Annotated in this window: 15 protein-coding genes; 8 read left to right on the forward strand and 7 right to left on the reverse strand. The window is 73.3% G+C overall.

The window, feature by feature from the left end:
- Positions 1-12 precede the first annotated feature (12 nt).
- The 5 genes from GD748_RS06370 to GD748_RS06390 are packed head-to-tail and all read left to right on the forward strand — an operon-like array spanning position 13 to position 4,495.
- On the forward strand, positions 13-900 hold the full coding sequence (locus GD748_RS06370) for a DUF58 domain-containing protein (protein ID WP_152194268.1): 888 nt from the start codon (positions 13-15) through the stop codon (positions 898-900).
- Positions 887-1,354 (forward strand): hypothetical protein, encoded by a 468-nt coding sequence (locus tag GD748_RS06375; RefSeq protein ID WP_152194269.1) that lies wholly within the window; start codon positions 887-889, stop codon positions 1,352-1,354. The genes GD748_RS06370 and GD748_RS06375 overlap by 14 nt, the downstream gene beginning before the upstream one ends.
- Complete coding sequence (locus GD748_RS06380; protein WP_152194270.1) at positions 1,351-2,364, forward strand: vWA domain-containing protein; 1,014 nt, start codon at positions 1,351-1,353, stop codon at positions 2,362-2,364. The genes GD748_RS06375 and GD748_RS06380 overlap by 4 nt, the downstream gene beginning before the upstream one ends.
- Positions 2,361-3,389, forward strand: a complete 1,029-nt coding sequence (locus GD748_RS06385; RefSeq protein WP_193312841.1) for a vWA domain-containing protein — start codon at positions 2,361-2,363, stop codon at positions 3,387-3,389. Before GD748_RS06380 ends, GD748_RS06385 begins: the two co-directional genes overlap by 4 nt.
- Positions 3,386-4,495, forward strand: coding sequence for a PT domain-containing protein (locus GD748_RS06390; protein WP_152194272.1), 1,110 nt, complete (start codon positions 3,386-3,388; stop codon positions 4,493-4,495). The genes GD748_RS06385 and GD748_RS06390 overlap by 4 nt, the downstream gene beginning before the upstream one ends.
- Positions 4,496-4,568: 73 nt before the next feature.
- Here GD748_RS06390 and GD748_RS06395 read toward each other — a convergent pair whose 3' ends face one another.
- Positions 4,569-5,309 carry a TetR/AcrR family transcriptional regulator gene (locus tag GD748_RS06395; protein WP_226920830.1) on the reverse strand — a complete coding sequence of 247 codons (741 nt, stop codon included), beginning with the start codon at positions 5,307-5,309 and terminating at the stop codon, positions 4,569-4,571.
- Positions 5,310-5,433: 124 nt separating this feature from the next.
- Here GD748_RS06395 and aroD point away from each other — a divergent pair, with 124 nt between their 5' ends.
- Entirely contained in the window at positions 5,434-6,237 is an 804-nt protein-coding gene (gene aroD, locus GD748_RS06400; protein ID WP_152194273.1) for a type I 3-dehydroquinate dehydratase, read from the forward strand.
- Positions 6,238-6,247: 10 nt separating this feature from the next.
- On the opposite strand, the gene GD748_RS06405 is transcribed toward aroD, so the two are convergent.
- Complete coding sequence (locus GD748_RS06405) at positions 6,248-6,871, reverse strand: TetR/AcrR family transcriptional regulator (RefSeq protein ID WP_152194274.1); 624 nt, start codon at positions 6,869-6,871, stop codon at positions 6,248-6,250.
- A 143-nt stretch (positions 6,872-7,014) separates the two neighbouring features.
- Here GD748_RS06405 and GD748_RS06410 point away from each other — a divergent pair, with 143 nt between their 5' ends.
- On the forward strand, positions 7,015-8,094 hold the full coding sequence (locus GD748_RS06410) for a variant leucine-rich repeat-containing protein (RefSeq protein ID WP_152194275.1): 1,080 nt from the start codon (positions 7,015-7,017) through the stop codon (positions 8,092-8,094).
- On the opposite strand, the gene GD748_RS06415 is transcribed toward GD748_RS06410, so the two are convergent.
- Positions 8,095-8,532: a (deoxy)nucleoside triphosphate pyrophosphohydrolase gene (locus GD748_RS06415; protein WP_152194276.1), complete on the reverse strand. Its 438-nt coding sequence runs from the start codon at positions 8,530-8,532 to the stop codon at positions 8,095-8,097.
- A gap of 307 nt (positions 8,533-8,839) precedes the next feature.
- Here GD748_RS06415 and GD748_RS06420 point away from each other — a divergent pair, with 307 nt between their 5' ends.
- Complete coding sequence (locus tag GD748_RS06420; RefSeq protein ID WP_152194277.1) at positions 8,840-9,652, forward strand: DUF2382 domain-containing protein; 813 nt, start codon at positions 8,840-8,842, stop codon at positions 9,650-9,652.
- 122 nt (positions 9,653-9,774) lie between these two features.
- Here GD748_RS06420 and GD748_RS06425 read toward each other — a convergent pair whose 3' ends face one another.
- The 4 genes from GD748_RS06425 to GD748_RS06440 all read right to left on the reverse strand — a co-directional run bounded on the left by GD748_RS06425 (position 9,775) and on the right by GD748_RS06440 (position 14,965).
- Positions 9,775-10,725 (reverse strand): transglutaminase family protein, encoded by a 951-nt coding sequence (locus GD748_RS06425; protein WP_152194278.1) that lies wholly within the window; start codon positions 10,723-10,725, stop codon positions 9,775-9,777.
- Complete coding sequence (locus GD748_RS06430; RefSeq protein WP_152194279.1) at positions 10,722-12,152, reverse strand: circularly permuted type 2 ATP-grasp protein; 1,431 nt, start codon at positions 12,150-12,152, stop codon at positions 10,722-10,724. Before GD748_RS06430 ends, GD748_RS06425 begins: the two co-directional genes overlap by 4 nt.
- 187 nt (positions 12,153-12,339) lie before the next feature.
- Positions 12,340-13,056, reverse strand: a complete 717-nt coding sequence (locus GD748_RS06435; RefSeq protein ID WP_152194280.1) for a YqeB family protein — start codon at positions 13,054-13,056, stop codon at positions 12,340-12,342.
- Between the two features lie 226 nt (positions 13,057-13,282).
- Entirely contained in the window at positions 13,283-14,965 is a 1,683-nt protein-coding gene (locus tag GD748_RS06440) for an alpha-amylase family protein (RefSeq protein WP_152194281.1), read from the reverse strand.
- Between the last annotated feature and the right edge of the window lie 28 nt (positions 14,966-14,993).

Below are 14,993 nucleotides of genomic sequence, written 5' to 3' on the forward strand. Positions count from 1 at the left end.
GCGCCCGGCACGATGTCCACCGCCTCCCGCCTCGCCAAGGTCCGCGCCCGCCTGGACCTGCCGACGGTCCGGCGCGCCGCCGGGCTGCTCGAGGGGCGGCACCGGTCGATCTTCTCGGGGCACGGGCAGGACTTCGACGACCAGGTCGAGTACCGGCCGGGCGACGACGTCGGCGACATCGACTGGAAGTCCTCCGCCAGGGCGGGGCACCCCATCATCCGCCGGTTCGTGCGCGAGTCGAACCTGGCGATGGTGCTCGCCGTGGACACCGGCCGGAACATGGCGGCCACCGCGGCGTCGGGGCAGCGCAAGTCCGAGGTGGCCCTGTTCGCCGCCGACGTCGTCGCCTACCTGGCTCGCTCCCGCGGCGACCTGGTGGCCCTGGTGGCCGGTGACGCCGAGCGCATGACCCAGCTGCCGGGCCGGGGCGGCACCGCGCACCTGGAGACGCTGCTGCGCACCCTCGAGCGCGACCTCGTGCTCGACGCCCCGCCGTCGGACCTCGGGCGCGTGCTCGACCGGGTGCTGACCTGGTTCACCCGCCGGGCGCTCGTGGTCCTCATCACCGACGAGGCCCGGCCCGGGCCCGAGCACGAGGACGCCCTGCGCCGGCTGCGTACCCGCCACGAGGTGATGGTGATCGCCGTCGCCGACGCCCTGCCCACCGTCGCCGGCATCGGGCCGACGGCGGACGTCGACAGTGCGGCGCCGCTGCCGGCGTTCCTGCGCGACGACGACGCGCTCCACGCGGAGGCCCTCGCCGCCGTCGAGGGCCGGCGGTCCGAGGTGCGTGCGATGCTCCGCCGTCGCGGCATCGAGCAGGTGACCGTCACCAGCGAGGACGACGTGGTGGACCGGCTCATCGACCTGCTCCGGAGACAGCGCCGTGCCCGACGCTGACGTCCTGCCTCCCGAGGCCTACACCTGGTGGGTGCCGGTGCTCGGCCTCGTGCTCCTGCTCCTGGTCGCCGCCTGGTACGTCTTCGTGCACCGGTGGACCGACCCCGCCCGGGTGGCCCGCCGCCGCAGCCGGCGCGAGGCCCCCGGCCCGATGACGCCGTCGATGCGGCAGCGCTACGCCGCCGAGGTCGACCAGCACTTCGAGCGCTACGAGCGCGAGCACGACCTGCGCGCCCTGCACCTCGAGCTTGCCCGCACCATGCGCGAGTTCGCCTCCGAGCGCATCGGCACGGACGTGCGCGCCTGGACCCGCGGCGACATCGCCGGGTACGACCCGACCCGGCGGGTCGGTGACCTGCTCTCCCACTGGGAGGAGCCGAGCTTCGCGGTCCGCTCCGACGCCGAGGCTGCCGCCTCCGCCGCGCACGCCAAGGAGGTGGTCGCGCAGTGGTGACGCCCTGGCTCGTCCCCCTCGTGCTGGTCGTGATCGCCCTGGCCGCGCTCGCCGGCTGGTTCTGGCGCGGGCGCCCGTCTTCGGGTGCGGCCGTCACCTGGGTGGCGAACTCCGCCTACCTGCGGGGCCTGTCCGGCTACCGGCGTCGCCTGCGGGTCCTGCGCGGGGGGCTCGTCCTGGGGGCGGCCGCGCTGGCGCTGACGTCGCTGGCGGTGGCGTCGCTGACCGCCCGGCCCGTCGACCGCGACGTGCGCTCGGAGATCCTCGCCACCCGCGACATCGTGCTGTGCCTGGACGTCTCCGGCTCGATGATCGAGCTCGACACCGAGATCGTGCAGAAGTTCTCCGAGATGGTCGACTCCTTCGAGGGCGAGCGGATCGCGCTGAGCGTGTGGAACAACACCTCGCGCACCGTCTTCCCGCTCACCGACGACTACGCCCTGGTCAAGGCCGAGCTCGACGCCGCCGCGACCGCCCTGGACTTCGACCTCGACGCCTGGGTGTACGACCAGGAGGCGCTCGAGAACCTCGAGGAGTTCCTGACCGGGACCGTGTCGCTGGACAACGAGTCCTCCTCGCTGGTCGGCGACGGCCTCGCCACCTGCGCGCTCGCGTTCGACGCCGAGGACACGCAGCGGTCCCGCTCGATCATCCTGGCCACGGACAACCTCGTCCTGGGCACCCCGATCTACACGCTGCCGGAGGCGGCCGAGCTCTCCGCCGAGCGGGACATCGCCGTCCACGGCCTGTACGCGTCCATGAGCGACGCGGACTCCGAGGAGGCCCGCGCCGAGCTCGAGCAGGTGGTGACCGGCGGTGGTGGGCTGTTCTTCGAGGCGGACGACCCGGGCGCCGTCGACGGGATCATCGAGGACATCGAGGCGCAGCAGGCGGTGGACCTCGACGCCGAGCCGGAGGTCGTCATCACCGACCGGCCGGACCGCTGGTACGGATGGCTGGTCGGCGGCCTGACGGTGCTGCTGCTGGTGCTGTGGCGGGTGCGCTCATGATCCTGCGACTCGTCTGGCCCGTGTGGGCGCTCGTGCTGGTCCTCGGCCCGCTCCTCGTGCTGTGCGGGGCGGCGTGGTGGCGGGCGCGCCGCACCCGGGACGGCACGTCGACGAGCTGGCTGCGCCGCGGCGCCATGGTGCTGTGCACGCTGGTCATCGGGCTCGCCCCGGCCGTGCCGGCCGAGACCCAGCGGGTGGAGACCAACGCCGAGGTCTTCTTCGTCGTCGACCGCACGGGCTCGATGGCCGCCGAGGACTACGACGGCGCGCGGCCCCGGCTCGACGGCGTGCGCCACGACCTCGTGGCGGTCATGAACGCCGTCCCGGGGGCGCGCTACTCCGTCATCGCCTTCGACTCCCAGGCCACCCGGCAGCTTCCGCTGACCACCGACGGCCGCGCCGTGCGCACCTGGGCCGAGACGCTGCGCCAGGAGATCACCTTCTACTCGGCCGGGTCCACCATCGACCGTCCGGTGCGGGCGCTCACCGGCGCGCTGGAGGGGGCGGCGGAGCGGAACCCCGCCAACGTCCGACTCGTCTTCTTCCTCTCCGACGGGGAGAACACCGATGGCGACGACTCCTCGGCCACGGGGGAGACGGTCGGCTACGGGCACCTCGCACCCCTGGTCGACGGCGGAGCCGTGCTCGGCTACGGCACCGCGCAGGGCGGGCAGATGCGCAGCTACGACGGCACGGACGCCACCGGTCCGGGCACCGACGCGCCCTACATCACGGACGACACGCAGCCCGGGTCGCCGCCCGCCGTCTCGCGGATCGACGAGCGCAACCTGCGGCAGGTGGCCGAGGGCCTCGGCGTGCAGTACTCCCACCGGATCGCCCCCACCCCGGTGGACGACCTCGTAGCCGGCATCGACATCGAGGAGATCGCCTCCGACGGGCGGCGCGACCTGAGCACCTACCGCGACGTGTACTGGCCTGCCGCCGCCCTGCTCGCAGTCCTGGTGGCCTGGGAGGCGCTCGGCCTGACGTCGCGGTGGCGCCGGCTGCAGGAGGTGGCCGCATGAGCGATGCCCACCCGCCCAAGAAGCACACCGGTCTCGGGTACGGCCGGCGGGAGCCACGCGCCCCGCTGCCCGAGCACCTGCGGCTGCGCCGGCAGATGCTCGGCTGGTCCTCGCCGGTGGTCCTGGCCCTGCTGCTCGCCGCCGCCCTGCTGCTCGGTGTGACGCTCGGCAACGCCTACGCGGCCCAGGCCTTCGGCGACGGCCGCCACGCCACCGCCGCCGAGCGCTACGCCCGGCAGAAGACCTTCACCCCGGTCGTCGTCGAGCCGTGGAAGGCGCCGTTCAACACCGGCACCGCCGAGCTGCTGGCCGGCGAGCACTTCCGGGCGGTCGAGGAGCTGCGCGAGGCGCACGCGGCAGTGCCCGAGGGCACCACCGACGCCGACGGCAACCCCGACCCCACCACGCCGGAGTGCCGCGTCCGCACGAACCTGTCCCTGGCGCTGGAGGCCATGGGGGACGACGCCCTCGGGGACGGTGACCTCGCGATGGCGATCGCCCACTACATCGAGGCGATGAACACGATCGGGCCGTGCACCTCCGACGGCGAGTCCGCGGCCGAGGAGGAGCAGGAGCCGCAGGAGCAGCCCACCCAGGAGCCGCCGGGAGAACCCAGCCAGGAGCCGTCCGAGCAGCCCACCCAGGACCCGTCCGATGAACAGTCCGGTTCCGGTCAGGACCCGAGCGACCAGCCGTCCGGCGACCCCTCGCAGCAGCCCACGGACCAGCCGTCGGGCGAGCCCTCCGAGCAGCCGTCCGGTGAGCCTTCCGGGGAGCCGTCGGGCGAGCCCGGCCAGGGAGAGCAGGGAGAGCAGCAGGAGGGCGGGAGCCCCGACGAGACCGAGCAGCGCCAGCGCGACAAGGCCGACGAGGCCGAGCGCCAGCAGCAGGGCGGGCAGGGCGGCGACGAGCGGGACCAGGGCGGCCAGGGACAGGACGGCGCCGACGGCGGGGAGGCTCCCCAGGACGGGTCCGACGGTCCGAGCGAGGAGCCGGTCGACCCGCAGCAGCAGGAGCTCGAGGAGCGCAACCGCGAGGCCGAGCGGGACCGGCAGGAGCAGGAGCAGCAGGAGGGTGGCGGCTTCGGCGGGGGCCAGAACTGGTAGGCGTCGACGACGAGGCCCGGGTCGTGCGCGGTGTGGCCGGCGGCTCTGCGCGCCCGGCTCCGGCACCTGGCCGTCAGCTCTGCGCGCCCGGCTCCAGCACCTGCCCGAGCACCACGTCGACGGCCCGGCGCCGGGCGGCGTCGCGGTGCTCCGGCGCGAGCATGTCGTAGTCGAAGATCTCCCGGAAGGTCGCCCGGTTCGAGACACGGTAGAACGACAGGGAGCTGATCAGCTGGTGCAGCTCGTAGGCGTCCGGGGCGTCGGCGTCGGTGCGGAAGAGCCCCGCGGCGCGCCCCCGCTCCAGCAGGCGCTCGATCGTGGTGATGACGCCGCGGTTGAGCTCGCGCAGGGAGTCGATGCCGGCGATGTTCACGGCGCCCAGCGTGTTCTCGAAGCTCACCATCCGCACGAAGCTGGTCCGCTGCTCCTGGGCGTCGAACGTCGTGCGCACCAGGGTGCGCAGGGCCTCGACCGGCTCGAGGTCGTCGAGGTGGACGGCGTGCTCACGCTCGCGCATGCCCCGGTAGACGTGCTCGAGGGTCGCGATGTACAGCCCGAGCTTGTCGCCGAAGTAGTAGTAGATCATCCGCTTGGTCGTCGAGGTGCGCTCGGCGATCGCGTCCACCCGACCACCCAGGTACCCGCGCTCCGAGAACTCCTCCTCGGCGGCGGCGATGATCGCCCGCATCGTGCCCTCGGGGTCCCGGCGCCGACGCGGACGCACCGCAGCGTCCGCCGCGGCCGCGCCGTGCGCGGGTTCCGACCCGGTCGCGCCGTGCGCGGGTTCCGACCCGGTCGCCGGGGAGCTCGACACGCCAGTCCTCCTGTGGTCCGACCCGGGCTGCGGGCTGGTCCTTGCGAGCGTAGTCCACCCCGCACTGCACCCGGTCGGCATGATGGACCCCGACCAGCCGCGCCGATCCCCAGGAGTGCACCCGATGGCGACCCTCACCGTCCAAGGCGTCCCCCTCGGTGAAGGGCGCCCGAAGGTGGTCGTTCCCCTGACCGCGCGGGGCCCGGCGGATCTCGTCGCTGCGGCGGAGCACCTCGCCGGGCTCGACCGCGGACCGGATCTGGTCGAGTGGCGCGCGGACCACTTCGACCGGCTCGACGACGTCGCCGCCGTGGTTGCTGCCGCCAGGTCGATCGGTGCGGTGCTCGGCGGCACCCCGTTGCTCTTCACCATCCGTACGGCGGCCGAGGGCGGCGCGACGGAGATCGACGGCGACCACTACCTCACAGTCAACAGCGCCGTCGTCGAGGCCGGGGCGGCGCACCTGCTGGACGTCGAGCTGCGGACCGCCGAGCCCGGCCGGCGCGACCTGGTCTCGGCCGCGCACGCCCGAGGCGTCGCCGTCGTCGTCTCCTCGCACGACTTCGAGGGCACCCCGGACCGCGCGACCCTGCTCGACCGGCTGCGCCGCATGCGTGACCTCGGCGCGGACCTGCCCAAGATCGCGGTGATGCCACGCTCGCCCGCGGACCTGCTGAACCTGCTCGACGTGACGTGGACGTTCCGGCAGGAGTCGGAGCGCCCGCTGGTCACCATGGCGATGGGGGCCACCGGGGTGGTGTCCCGCCTGGCGGGTGGTGTCTTCGGTTCCGCGTGCACCTTCGCCTTTGTCGGTGCGGCCTCCGCACCCGGTCAGGTGCCGCTGGCGGAGCTGCACCAGGTCCTCGACGTCGTCCACGGCGATGACCGCACCGATCACGCCGAGCACCACGGGGCCGAACGGGCCTGAGCGCGGAGGGTCAGGCGACCTCGACCGCGCGGACCGGCTCGACGACCCGGGCGCCAAGCGCGCGCAGCACGAACTGCTCCGTGGCGTCGATGAACGCGCTGCGGGCGGGCTCCTCCGGCGGCACGCGCCGCCCGCTCAGGCAGGCGTGCACGAGTGGCACGACGGCGTCCAGGGGCTGGTCCGGGATGTCCCCGCCGGCGACGGCCCGGGTGAGGATCTGGCGGAGCAGGGTCTCGACCTGACCGACGTGCCGGCGCAGGTGACGTCCGGCGTCCTGCGAGATGACCTCGCGGAGGTCCGGACCAGGCGCGAAGTGGTAGGTGTGCTCGAGCTCGAGCTGCTCGCGCACGTAGACCCGCAGCTGCTCGACCGGGTCGTCGACCTCGTCCAGCGAGGCCTCGAGCGCCGCCACGTAGGCGGAGGTCTCGTTCTCGATGAAGGCGAGGAGCAGCGACTCCTTGTCCGGGAAGTGGTTGTAGACCGCGGTGCGGCCGATCCCGGCGCGGGCGGCGATGTCCGCCAGGGTGATCGCGTCGAAGCCACGTTCGCGCATGAGCTCGGACAGTGCGGTGAACAGCGCGGTGCGGGTGCGGTGCCGGTGCTCCGCGAGGGAGCCGCCGAGGATCTTGGGCATGGCACGATCATGCCACTTTCTGACGAAGCAAGATGAATCGTCGTAAAGATCGTGAGCGGACTCACTGGGGAGATCTCCCCGTCCGTGCGCCGTCGCGGCTCGCCTACGATTCGTCGGAGACGACGAACCAGCAGGGAGCCCGCATGACCAGCCCGGAGCAGTACTCCGCCTACGACGCCAGCAACCCCGCGACCGCGCCGGAGGACCTGGCGCGGATCGCCGAGCACCGCGGCGACCTCCGCGCGCTCGTCGCGGGCAACCCGGGCACCCCGCCGGAGGTGCTCAGGTGGCTCGGTTCGCTCGGCGACGTGGCGGTCGACTCCGCGCTGCGCCGTCGGGACTCCGGTGGTTTCGCGGCCCCGTCCGGGTCCCCGGGGCCGGCCGGCTCGGCCGGCTCCGCGCCGGCTGCCGGGGCGCCGTGGGGACGCCCCGTGGGCGGCCCGCCGTCGGCCGGACCGGGCGCCGGCAACCCGTACGCCGCTCCCGTCGACCCCTACGCGACGGGCGGCAGCACGCCGGCGCACGCCGGCTTCGGCCAGCCCGACGGCTCGCCGCGCGGTCCGCAGCCCGGCGCGACGCCGTGGGACCAGCCCGGCGCGACGCCATGGGGCCAGCAGGGCGCGACGCCATGGGGCCAGCAGCCGGGCGGCGTGCCCAACGGCGCGGGCGGCACCGCGGAGCAAGGCGCACCCCATGGTCAAGCTCCCCACAGCCAGGCTCCTTACGGTCAGACTCCTTACGGCGGGGCTCCCTACGGCCAGACCCCTTACGGCCAGGCGCCCTACGGCGCGCCGGCCGACGCCGGGTACGGCACCTCCGCGCCGTGGGCCGCCGGCAACGACGAGCCGGGCAGCAGCGGTGCGGTGAAGTGGATCATCGCCGGCGCCGTCGCGGTGATCGCAGCGGTCGCCGTCGTGGTCGCCATCGTCCTCTCCGGAGGGCAGGACGATCCGACCCCGGTGGCCGACCCGACGGCGACGGCGCCCGTCCCGGCGGCCCCGGGGCCGGACGGTGCACCCACCGGGCCGGCGAACGCGGAGGCGATGGAGTACGGCGACGACTCGTACCTGGACGGTCTGTGGGACGCCTGCGAGGCCGGTGACGCCCAGGCCTGCGACGACCTCTTCATGGACTCGGCGATCGACTCCGAGTACGAGGCCTTCGGCGCCTCCTGCGGCGACCGGTTCCCCGGCACCGGCCAGTGGTGCACCGAGCTGATGTGATCAGCGGGTCGCGGCCCGCAACGCGCGAAGGATCGGCCGGTCGGGGTCGAGCCAGTCGAGGTCGTCGAGCTCGTCCCGGGCGACCCAGCGCAGCTCGGCGTGGTCCTGGAGGGCCTCGGCGACGCCGGACGTGACCTCGGCCAGCCACACCCGCATGCGCAGGTGGTGCAGGATCGGCCAGTCGGCGCCCTCTGCCGTGGGGACGACCGGACCGAGGCGGACCTTGATCCCGAGCTCCTCGGCGAGCTCGCGGTGCAGGGCCGCCTCGGGCGCCTCGTCGGGCTCCACCTTCCCGCCGGGCAGCTCCCAGCGGCCGGCGAGCTCGGGCGGCGCCGAGCGCTGCGCGCACAGCATGGCGCTCGGACGCTCGAGGGAGTCCCAGATCGCGGCGGCGACCACCAGCCGCCTGTCGGTGGCGGTCGCTCCCGTGCCTGTCATGGCCTCGAGCGTAGCGGCGTGGCCAGCCCTGAGGCCGGGGGCCTCGGCAGAGGCGATCCCGGCTGTGAGCGCCGTCGTCGCCGACCGGCCCGGTCGACCGACCGGTGCTGCCTGACGCGTGCCGCCTCGCCGGAAGAGCGGACGCACCAGGCCCTGAATCGATACTGAAGCGTTTGTGACGCGGTTCGAAATGCGCCACGCCAGGGAGCGTGCTTACCGTCGATCACGAAGGCCGACAGAGCGCACCGCCGCAGCACCACTGGTGCCGAACCGAGCGCGAACACCGATTCAAGGGGGCAGTTTCCGCATGATCACGAACGAGCAGGCTCAGCACTTCATCGACAGCAAGGCCACCGTCTACGCGCAGGACGGAGACAAGATCGGCAGCGTGGTCCAGGTCTACCTGGACGACGCGACGGGTACGCCGAACTGGGTGACCGTCAAGACGGGTCTCTTCGGAAGCTCCGAGAGCTTCGTACCGGTGGACCGGGCAACCGTCCAGGGCGAGGACATCCACGTCCCGTACAGCAAGGACATGGTCAAGGACGCGCCGCGCGTCGAGGCCGACCACCACCTCAGCGTCGCTGAGGAGGACGAGCTCTACTCCTACTACGGCCTGGAGACCGGCACCGGCGGGTACGACACGACCGGCATCGCGGACACGGGCACCGCTGGTACCGCTGGAACCGGCTACGGGACTGACACGACCGCAGGCGTGGGCGCCGGTGTCGGGGCTACGGACACCGATCGGGACGCGTCCGTCGTCCGGTCGGAGGAGAAGGTGGACGTGGGGACCCGTCGGCGCGAGACGGGCAAGGCTCGGCTGCGCAAGTTCACGGTGACCGAGAACGTCACCAAGACGGTGCCGGTGACCCGCGAGGAGGTACGGATCGAGCGGGAGCCGATCACCGATGCGGACACGACGACCGGTGCTTTCGGCGACGACGAGGCAGAGGTCACCCTCCACGAGGACGAGGTGGTCACGGAGAAGGAAACGGTTCCCGTCGAGCGGGTCAGCCTCGACAAGGACACCGTGACCGAGGACCGTCAGGTCACCGAGGAGGTGCGCAAGGAGCAGGTCGACACCGACATCGATCGGGACCGCGACGTCCGTCCGTGACCACGCCGGCGATCGTCACATACGGCGATCGTCACATACGGCGACCGGCGCGAGGGCCCTGCCACAGGCAGGGCCCTCGCCCGCGTCCGAGGTCCCTTGTGCCCGCCCACGGTGCGAGCATCTCAGCCGTGCAGCTCGCGATCGAGCTCCGCCGTCGTCAACGCTGCGAGGTCGATCTCGACCGAGAGGTCGGCACCGGGGCCGAAGGTGCGGACGATCCCGCGGAGCGGGGAGACGTCGGCGTGGTCACGGCCCCAGCCGACCTGGACGTACCGGTCGTCGACCATCCGGTCGTTCGTCGGGTCGACGTGGATCCAGCCCCCACCCGGCAGCCACACCGCCGCCCACGCGTGCGGCGCGTCGTCCCGCTCCTCCCGGGCCGACGGCGTCTCGACGTAGCCCGAGACGTATCGCGCCGACAGGCCCATCACCCGCAGGCAGGCGATCAGCAGGTGCGTGAGGTCCTGGCACACGCCGCTCCGCTGCGCCAGCAGCTCCGGCAGCCGGGTGCCGACGGCGGTGGTGCCAGGCCGGTAGGCGATGTCGTGGTGGATCCTTCGGGACAGGTCGGCGACCACGCGGACCAGCGGCGTGCCGGGGCTGAAGGAGGGCAGCGCGTACTCCAGCACCTCCTCGTCCGGCGCCACGTGCTGCGACGGTAGGGCCGACTCCACGATGGCGACGACGGAGCCCGGTCCCTCGCCCTGCTCGCCCCGCCCCGTGGCGCGGATGCCGCTCACCGCGGCCACGACCTGCTCCCACGGGAGCTGCGGGACCGTCGCCGGGTCGGGCCGCCGTCGGCTCACCGTGACGACGGAGGTCGCCACGACCTCCAGGACCGTGTGCTCGGCGGTGACGTGGAAGTAGCTCGACCGGTTCCCGCTGACGTCGCGGTGCTCGGCCGCCTCCGCGGGCGTCGGCGTGACGGCCAGGCGCGAGCGGTGCACCCGCTGGCCGCCGACGTCCGACGGCAGCAGCACCGCGCGGCCGTAGGAGCTCGTCACCGGCTCGGGGTAGGCGTACGTGCTGCGGTGCTCGAGCCGGTAGTGGCGTGCGCCGCGTCGGTGGCTCATGCGACCGACGCCCGCTCGGGGCCGAGGACCCACACGTCCTTGGCCGTTGCCGCCGGGCCGGCGCCGGCCGCCTGCGCCGGCGGTCCTGCCTGGCCGAGGCCGCCGGCCATCACCAGGTAGGAGTCGCCGTGGCTGACGGCGAAGGTCCGCACCGCGAGCTCCCGGGGCACCAGGGTGCCGCCGGCGACGACGGGGACGGTGGACGCCTCGACCGGTTCCTGCCCCACCCAGGCGGCGGGCCGGGCGGCGATGCGGGCAGCGAGATCTGCGCGCTCCGCCAGGTTCAGCGTCCAGCCCGGCACCGCACGCTCGTCCCCGGCGACGTGCCGCAGCACCAGCCGGCCGAGGTTGGCGATGACGTGCGAGCACATCGACCGTTCACCGCACCAATACGTCGCCACCGACGCCAGCGCGAGCTCCTCGCCCCGCAGCGCCCGGGACAGCCGGGGGAGGTAGGTGAGCAGGGCGGGCGTCTGCACCACCGCGGAGCCGAACGGGTTGACGACGGCGACACCGCCGCCGCGCGCCGCGTGCAGGAGGCCCACGACGCCGACGGCGGAGCCCGGTTCGAGCTCGAGCGGGTCCGAGGCGGTGCCGGGCACGCCGCGCAGGAGCACGTCGACCGGTTCGCGCCGGCCGAGGGTGGTCCGCCACACGCGCCCCTCCTCGACCAGCAGGTCGCCGCCCTCGACGAGCGGGATGTCCAGGGCCGTGGCGAGGTGAGCGAGGTCGGGTGCGTTCGGGCTGGTCCGGCCCGGGGTCATCAGTGCCACGCGCGGCTCTGCGCCGCCGGTGGCGGGGCCGACGGCGTGGAGGGCGGCGCGCAGGGCGTGGAAGTACGGGCCGATCGGTCGTGCGCCGGAGCGGTGGAGAGGATCGGTGAGGACCTGGGCGACGGCGAGGCGGTCGGCCATCGCGGAGCCGTGCCCGGCGGGCACGTCGGTGCTGTCGGCGAGCACGGTCCAGGCGCCGTCGGCGTTCCGGGCGAGGTCGGCCGCAGTGTGGAACAGCTGGTGTCGCCCGGGAACACGGATGCCGTCGGCGGCGCGCAGGAACCCGGGATGGCCCAGGACGACCTCCGGCGGGAGCAGGCCCGAGGTGAGCAGCCGGCGCTCGCCGTAGAGGTCGGTCAGGATCTGGTCGAGGAGCTCGGCGCGCTGACGCACGGCGCGCTCCAGGTGCTCCCACTCGTGCTCGTCCACCAGGACCGGCAGAGGGTCGAGGCGGCGTCCGGCGCCCGCGTCGTGGAGCGCGACGGCAGCCTCGGCGTGGACGGCCGGCCGGTCCGCGACGCCCAGGCCGGTGAGCTCGGCCCACGCCGCCCGGGTGCGCCCGGACGAGCGCTGCATCTCGTCGTGCCCCGGACCGTCGGCGCGGTAGGGGTCGAGCGGGTCGACCACTGCGTCCTCCCCGGGCCGAGCCGGCACGCTCGGTGACGATGCCCCCTGCCAGTTGGAGGTCACTTTACCGAAGATTTGCCATCGACGGGGGAAGGTCGGGATCGTCGTCGCCTCAGGCGGCCGCCGGGTGCGGCTGCCGTCGAGGGTTCGTCGGCGGCCCGACCGGGGGAGGGGCAGGCTCGTGGTCGCTTCGACGCGTCGACGTGTCGAAGCGTCAGGCGGCGGCCGCGTGCGGCGCGAGCATGCTCTCGACCGCCCGCCACTGCTGGCCGGCGCTGCGCCGGCCCGGGCGGTGCACGTCACGGACCATGATCCCGCGGGCCGCGAGCTGGCGGCGGAGCAGCTCCGCGTCGCCGTGCTCACCGGCGGCGACCGCACGTGCTCGTGCTGACAGGAGCCGGAGGTCCTGCTCGGTCAGCCCGCCGGCCGGGCAGACCGGGACGAAGGCGTCGGCGTGGGGATCGGTGCTGACCGGCTCGGGGTAGCCGTGGGCTGCCAGCGCGCGACGCAGCTCGCCGCGGTCGACGTCGCACCGCACGCGTGCCAGCTCCACGCCGCCCGGTCCGAGCAGCACCAGGTCGCCGTCGAGTACGACGCTGCGGATGAGAGGACGGGGCACGCTCACGCGTGCGTCGTCCCACTCGAGGGTGATCGCGCGGTCGCTCACCTGTGCCCGCAGCGACTCCCCGAGCACCGACACCGCCAGGACGAGCCCGACCAGCAGCCCGAGACCGCCGAGGACCGTGAGCGCCACGGGCTCTCCGACGCGGTCACCGGCGCCCATGACGCCGTCGAAGGTCACGCTCGTCTCGGCGAGCCACTCCACCAGGAGGGCGACCCCCACGCCGAGCACTGCTCCGGCGAGGGGGTGGCCCGTGCACAGTGCGATGCGCACACGGAGGGGCAGGCGGATCGTCGTCGAGCTCGCCATGGCCGTCCTCCGTCCTCAGGTGCCGCAGGCCCTCCACCCGCGACAGGCACCAGCCTGTCGCGGGCCGGGTGCGCGCACCATCAGCCGGAAGGATGAAAGAACCCTGATCCGCTGCCACCTGGGGCGTAGGGGGTCCCCCTGAGGTAGGGCCGGGTCGCACCCCGAGAGGCGAGTTCCAGGTGCGGCCCGCGGCGGCGTCGCTGCGCCGTCGTCGGCTGGGTCGTCGTCAGGGCAGGCGCCGGTCGCCGGGACGCTTGACCCGCAGCCACCGGTACCCGTAGCCGTCCAGCGCGAGCTCGACCCTGCGCCTGTCGTCCAGCTCGCACTCGCCGGCCTGGAGCAGGTCCAGGAGGACCGTGCCCGGCTCGTCGTCGAGGGTGAGCGGGACGGTCACCGGCTCGGGGCCGAAGTTGTGCAGCAGCACCATCGAGGCCTCGTCCCAGGTGCACCGGTGGGCGAGGACGGCGTGGTGCGGCTGGTCCAGGGTCGTGTAGTCGCCCCAGCCGAGCTCGGGACACTCGCGGTAGCGCTGGATCATCCGGGTCATCAGCTGCAGCAGCGAGTCCGGCTCGCGGCGTGCGGCGGCGACGTTGACGTGCTCGGGCGCGAACCCGCCCTCGACCAGGGGAGCGACGAGCCTGCGCGGCGGCGCCGAGGAGAACCCGGCGTTCTGCTCGTCGGTCCACTGCATCGGTGTGCGCACAGCCATCCGCCCGGGGGCGTCCAGGTTCTCGCCCATGCCGATCTCCTCGCCGTAGAACAGCACGGGGGTGCCGGGCAGCGCGAAGAGGAGCGAGTAGGCCATGGCGATGCGCCGCGGGTCACCGTCGAGCATCGGCGGCAGGCGGCGCCGCAGCCCGCGGGCGAAGAGCTGCATCTCGGGCTCGGGGCCGAAGGCGTCGAAGACCTCCTGACGCTGCTCCGCCGAGAGCTTGTCGAGGGTCAGCTCGTCGTGGTTGCGCAGGAAGTTCGCGAACTGGGAGTCGGGCGAGATCTTGTCCAGCGGCCGCGCGGCGAGCGTCTCGGCCAGCGGCCGGGCGTCCCCGCGGGCCAGCGAGAGGTACAGGTTCTGCATCCCCATGAAGTCGAACATCATGGTCAGCTCGTCCCCGGCGGTGCCGCCGAAGAACTCGACCTGGTCGGCGAAGGGGACGTTCACCTCGCCGAGCAGGATCGCCTCGCCGTTGCGGCGCTGCAGGAAGTGACGCAGCGACTTCAGGTAGTTGTGCGGCTCGGAGAAGTCGTCCTTCTCCCGGTCCGTCATGCCCAGGTCGTTGAGGAAGAACGGCACGGCGTCGACCCGGAAGCCGTCGACGCCCAGCTGCAGCCAGAACCCCATCACCTTGGCGATGGCGTCCTGGACCGCCCGGTTGGAGATGTTCAGGTCCGGCTGGTGCTTGTAGAAGTGGTGGAGGTACCACTCGCCGGTCCTCTCGTCGAGCTCCCAGATCGAGTCCTCCTCGTCGGGGAAGACCACCTGGTCGGAGGTGTCCGGCGGCGGGTCCGAGCGCCAGACGTAGAAGTCCCGGTACGGGTTGTCCACGCTCTTGCGTGACTCCTTGAACCAGTGGTGCTGGTCGGAGGTGTGGTTGACCAGCAGGTCGATGATCACGCGCATGCCGCGGTCCTTCGCGGTGCGGATCACCTCGACGACCTCGCCGTGCGTGCCCAGGCGCGGGTCGATGCCGTAGAAGTCGGCGACGTCGTAGCCGTCGTCCTTGTCCGGGCTGGGGTAGAACGGCATGAGCCACAGGCAGGTGACGCCGAGCTCGGCGAGGTAGTCGATCCGCTGGGCCAGACCGGCGAAGTCGCCGGTCCCGTCGCCGTCGGCGTCGAAGAAGGTCTCCACGTCCAGGCAGTAGACGACGGCGTTCTTGTACCAGAGGTCCGAGGTGTCGGTGATCCTCATCGCGCCAGACCTCCGTCTCGTGCCGGTC

The organism is Georgenia subflava (assembly GCF_009193155.1).
Classification (GTDB): domain Bacteria; phylum Actinomycetota; class Actinomycetes; order Actinomycetales; family Actinomycetaceae; genus Georgenia; species Georgenia subflava.